This window comes from Streptomyces sp. NPDC127197, from assembly GCF_042672405.1.
Taxonomy (GTDB): domain Bacteria; phylum Actinomycetota; class Actinomycetes; order Streptomycetales; family Streptomycetaceae; genus Streptomyces; species Streptomyces flavusporus.
Map to the genome: position 1 here is coordinate 1 of NZ_JBHXVG010000101.1, position 5,052 is coordinate 5,052.

The 5,052-nt window shown below is 70.2% G+C and carries 3 protein-coding genes and 1 pseudogene; 1 reads left to right on the forward strand and 3 read right to left on the reverse strand.

The window, feature by feature from the left end:
- Together ACFVJQ_RS45355 and ACFVJQ_RS45360 are read right to left on the reverse strand one after the other, a co-directional pair.
- Positions 1–2,136: AAA family ATPase (locus ACFVJQ_RS45355; protein ID WP_385791819.1), on the reverse strand; the 2,136-nt coding region annotated here is incomplete at its 3' end.
- A 71-nt stretch (positions 2,137–2,207) separates the two neighbouring features.
- Positions 2,208–2,795 carry a TetR/AcrR family transcriptional regulator gene (locus tag ACFVJQ_RS45360; RefSeq protein ID WP_385791821.1) on the reverse strand — a complete coding sequence of 196 codons (588 nt, stop codon included), beginning with the start codon at positions 2,793–2,795 and terminating at the stop codon, positions 2,208–2,210.
- Between the two features lie 175 nt (positions 2,796–2,970).
- Between ACFVJQ_RS45360 and ACFVJQ_RS45365 the strand changes: the two genes are divergently transcribed.
- Complete coding sequence (locus ACFVJQ_RS45365) at positions 2,971–4,413, forward strand: aldehyde dehydrogenase (protein WP_385518487.1); 1,443 nt, start codon at positions 2,971–2,973, stop codon at positions 4,411–4,413.
- A 30-nt stretch (positions 4,414–4,443) separates the two neighbouring features.
- Here ACFVJQ_RS45365 and ACFVJQ_RS45370 read toward each other — a convergent pair.
- Positions 4,444–5,052 (reverse strand): annotated as a pseudogene (locus ACFVJQ_RS45370) (IS200/IS605 family accessory protein TnpB-related protein); the annotation flags it as partial.

Here is a 5,052-nt window from a genome sequence, read left to right on the forward strand (position 1 = left end):
GTAGGGGGTGAAGGTGCCGGGGGGTGTGATGCCGATGGCGTGGAGGTAGGCGGCTTCGTAGTCGGCTTCGGCGAGGGCGGCGGTGGTGCCGATGGTGTCGGTGATCTGGGTGAGGAGGCCGATGCCGCGGGGGCGGGCCCAGGCGTCGACGGTGGCCTGCAGTTCCCGGGCGCGGTCCACCTGGCCCCGCAACGCGGCCAACAGACCCAGATACGCACGGGTGTGATGAGCGAGCAACAGGTATCCGTGGGACGTCGTCAGCTCCAGGCAGCGCTGTCCCGTGCGCTCGGCCTCGTCCCACTCACCTACCGTCATCTGGTCCAGCATGATCAGGTGCTGCGTGGTCATGCTGTTGCGCACGAAGCCCGTCTCGGCCTCGCGGTCCACGGTGCGCTGCAGATAGGGCCGGTACTGGCTGAGGGTGTCCACGTGGTAGGCGGCGACCCCCAGCCGGGTTATGTCCCAGGGCTCCATGTCCACAAGCCGGGCGAACTCACGCTCCACTCTGTCCCCTACCTCGGCACCGTGCCGGACCACGTCGCCCCACGCGTCGCGGTAGATCAGCGAGCGCGACGGGGCCAGATCGCCCAGTGAGCCGAGCAAGACGCGGGTCTCCTCCCACTGCGCCGGGTCACCGGCGTACTGGTCGATCGCCAACAGCAGGTTCACGAGACGTGTGAGCACCTCGGACGCCTTGTGCGGTTCGCGGTCGAGCAGGTTCTCGATCGCCGCGGTCACCTGGCGGTGCGAGTGCTGTACGTCTCCGTCCTCGAAGAGCGCCATGTAGGCCGAGGTGACCACGGCGGCCGGGGACTCGGCCGTGCCCGGTGCCCGGTCGGCCCGGTCGGAGCGGACGAGCTGCTGCGCCTGGTCGAAGAGCCCCGCGTGTCCGGCGACGAAGGCCGCGTCGCCGAGCCTGCGGGAACGGTCCTCGTGGTTCTCGCTGAGTTCCGCGGCGCGGGTCAGCCAGGCCACGGCAGCCACCGCGCCGCCCCGCCGGGTCGCGGACTCGGCCGCCGCCTCCAGGGCGGCCGCCACCTCTTCGTCCGGGTCGACGGTCGAGGCCGCGAGATGCGTGGCCCGCCGCTCGACGTCGTCGCGGTGCACGTGGGCGAGGGCCGCGTGCGCCGCGCGCCGCTGGTTGGGCGTGGCCATCTGGACGACGGTGGAACGTACGAGCGGGTGCCGGAAGACGAAGTCGCCGCTGAGCGGGTCGACGTCCAGCAGACCGCAGGCCGCGGCCTCGTCGGCGTCGCGCATGCGGTAGCGCCCCAGACCGGGTGCGGGCGCCGTTCCGGGTGTCGCTCCGACACCGTCGAGAGCACCGCGCAGCAGCTCCTCACGGACGCCGTCGCTGAGCTTTCTGACACGTGTGCCGTATACGTGCTGGAGGCGTCGGGGCAACGGCAGTGAGGCATCGTGGAGTCCGAGGACTCCGGCGGTCGCGAGTCCCGCGTGACCGACGCGGACGTGGGCGGGCAGTTCGAGCAGGGCCAGCGGGTTCCCCCGGGCCTGGTCCAGCACCAGCCGGCGGACAGCTGTGTCCAGGTCCGGGTGGCGCAGGTCCAGAAGCTGTCGGGCGGCCGTGTCCGACAGGGCTCTGACGGGCAGTTCGGGCAGGGCGGCGGTGTCGAAGCCCGATGTGATGTCCGAGCGGAGTCCGACCACGAGCTTCACCGAACTGCCGGTGAGCCGGCGACCCACGAAACCGATCACCGCGATGCTGGAGGCGTCCAGCCACTGGCCGTCGTCGAGGACCAGCAGCAGCGGCTTCGCCGAGGAGGCCAGGGACAGCAGGTCGAGGACGGCGATGCCGACCGACATGACCGACGGCGGCTTCCCGGCGCTGCGGCCGAAGGCGGTGTCGAACGCGGTGCGGTGCACTTGGTCCAGACCGTCGACGGAGGGCAGCAGGGAGTGGAACAACTGGTGCAGACCGGCGAACGGGAGCCCGGACTCCGCCTCGACCCCGGCGGCCCGGACTACCTCGTGGCCTGCCTGCGCTGCCACTTGGGCGGCATGGTCGAGCAAGGTGCTCTTGCCCACACCCGTCTCCCCCTTGAGGACGAGGGCCTGACCTTCGGCGGCCGTCACGAACGCGGACAACCGCCCTCGTTCGCCGTTCCTGCCGATCATCGTCACGAGCGACGCCACGGCGCCTCACTCCCCTCACCGACGAACCAGCCACATGTGTACACGCTTCGAGCCTATGTGTGCGGAGCCCTGCTTTCGCGGCGAAGCGAGCCGCTGGGCACAAGTTCGGCTCGCTCCGGCTCCCCGGTCTCCGCCGGATGCGGGGCACGGTGGCTCGGGATGCCGATGCCGCGCACATACGTGTCGACCGCCACGTCGGCCGCCTGCCCGGGGCTCAGGTGTGCCAGCTGATGCGCTGCCAGGTTCACCGGCTCGGGCAGCAGCGCGCTCGCCCATCCCTCCGGGAGGCCGGGGCGCAGGAGGCCTTCGTCGGTGGCGCGCCGGAGGAAGGCGTCGACCTCGCGGACGGACGCGTCCCGCCGCTGGCGGATCGCGTCGTCGGCGAGCATGCGGGCGAGGTCGACGGGCCAGGTGCGGTTGACGGCGATGATGTTCTCGACGTAGCGGTGCAGGGCGACGGCGACGGGTGCCTCCCGGAGCCGCGCGTCCTCGATGGCGTGCTCGATGGCGGTAAGGCGAGATTCGTAGATGGCCGCCAGGAGGTCCTCGCGCGAGGCGAAGCGTCGGTAGACCGTGCGCCGGTCCACACCCGCCTCGGTGGCGATGCTCGCGATGCTCGCGGCGGGGTCGGCGGCGAGCATACGTGCTCCGGTGGTCAGGACGGCTTCCAGGTTGCGCGCTGCGTCGGCTCTCATCCCTTAAAAGTACCTCTGATGTAGAGGATTACATCCTTGCAACCACTTCAATGCGCACTTAATGAATAGAAGTGCTACATTGAAGTGACAGTTAGATGGCGCACCGGAAGAGAGAAAGCACATGATCATCTACGACCGGCTTTTCATCGGAGGTACCTGGGCCGAGCCGAGCAACCCGGAGCTGCTCGACATCGCCTCCCCGCACGACCGGTCGGTGGTCGGCCGCGCCGCGCAGGCACAGCCGGCGGACATCGACCGCGCGGTCGCCGCGGCACGAGCCTCCTTCGAGGCGGGCGAGTGGCGCCTGACCCCGCCCGCGGAGCGCATCGCGGCCCTGCGGCGGTTCAACGCACTGCGCGAGGAGAACGCGGAGAAGATCGCACACCTGATCTCGCTGGAGAACGGCTCGGCCGGCTGGTTCACCCGCGCCGGACAGCCCGGCCTGACCCGGCAGGCGAACGCCTACCTGAAGGCGGCGGAGGAGTTCGGCTGGGAGGAGACGCTTCAGCCCTCCGACCCGGCCTCCCCGGTGCGCAGCGTGGTGCGCCGCGAGGCGGTCGGCGTCGTCGCCGCGGTGATCCCGTGGAACTCGCCCTTCTCCTCGGCCACTTCGAAGATCATCCCGGCCCTGGTCGCCGGCAACTCCGTGGTCCTGAAAGTCTCCCCGGAGAACTCGCTGAGCATGGGCTTCCTGGCCGAGCTGCTGGAGCAGGTGGGCCTGCCCGAGGGCGTGATCAGCGTGCTGCCCGCCGACCGGGAGACCAGTGAGTACCTGGTCTCGCACCAGGACGTCGACAAGATCGCCTTCACCGGCTCGACGCGAGCCGGCCGCCGCATCGCCGCGATCGCCGGCGAGCAGCTCAAGCGGGTCAGCCTGGAGCTGGGCGGCAAGTCCGCCGCCATCATCCTTCCCGACGCCGACATCGAGAAGGCCGTCGCGGGCGTGAAGTTCGGCTCCCTGCTCAACAACGGCGAGTCCTGCATCGCCCAGACCCGGATCCTGGCCCCGCGCAGCCGGTACGAGGAGGTCGTGGCCGCGCTGAAGGACCTGGTGGAGTCGCTCAAGGTGGGCGACCCGAACGACCCCGACACCTTCATCGGCCCGATGATCCGCCCCGACCAGCAGGAACGGGTGCGCAACTACATCCAGCTCGGCATCGACGAGGGCGCCCGCCTGGTCACCGGCGGCCCGCAGATCCCCGAAGGCCTGGAGAAGGGCAACTACGTCACGCCCACCGTCTTCGCCGACGTCGACAACTCCATGCGGATCGCGCAGGAGGAGATCTTCGGCCCGGTCCTGGTGGTCATCGCCTACGACGACGAGGACGACGCCGTCCGCATCGCCAACGACTCCGAGTACGGCCTCTCCGGCGGCGTCTGGTCCTCCGACGAGGAACACGCCCTGGCGGTCGCCCGCCGCGTCCGCACCGGCACCATCACTGTCAACGGCGCCTCCATCGCCTTCGACGGCCCGTTCGGCGGCTTCAAGGCCAGCGGCATCGGCCGCGAGTACGGCGCGGTCGGCCTCGGCACCTACACCGAGTACAAGACCATCACCGTCTGACCCCAGACCGTGCGAGCGCTCCGACCGTTCCTAATCAGTGAGCAGGAGTGAGTGTTGTACCCATACCTGGCCACTGCGGACATCCCGAACGGTTTTGGATGTCCTGGTCGCCCGCGTACTCTCCGCGTCCGGTGGCACGCATCCTGTGGGTGGTCCGGGAACGCGGGGGCGGGGTCCCTCACACCCCACAGCGCCCGGTCTGGCCTGGACGGTCCGATGCCCCTGCCCATCGCTCCGGTGAGCAGGGGGCGGTGTCGTCCGTCGCCGGATCGAGTGCCCTTGGGCGCGTCGTCCGATCGCCACGGCAGCCGCGTCGTGACGAGTGGGTGTGCGGTTCTTCGAGGTGAGGGGCTTCTGCCAGTGCTGGGCGCCCCACTTGCTGGTGTAGGCCGGGTCGACGGCCACGATGGTGATGCCGAGTTCGGCCGCCATGGACACGAGCCGGGTCCGCAGCCTGGAGGTGGGCATGCCGGAGATGAGCTTGCGGAAGCGTCGTCGGCGGCCGTGCTTCTCGCGGGTCTTCTCCGCGGCGAAGTCGAGGTCCTCGATCGCGACCGCGAGGCCGTGGCGCTTGGCCCAGTGCAGCAGGCGGATCAGCGCGTGCCGTACCTGGGCGTCGCGGTGCTGGGCGGTGCCGGA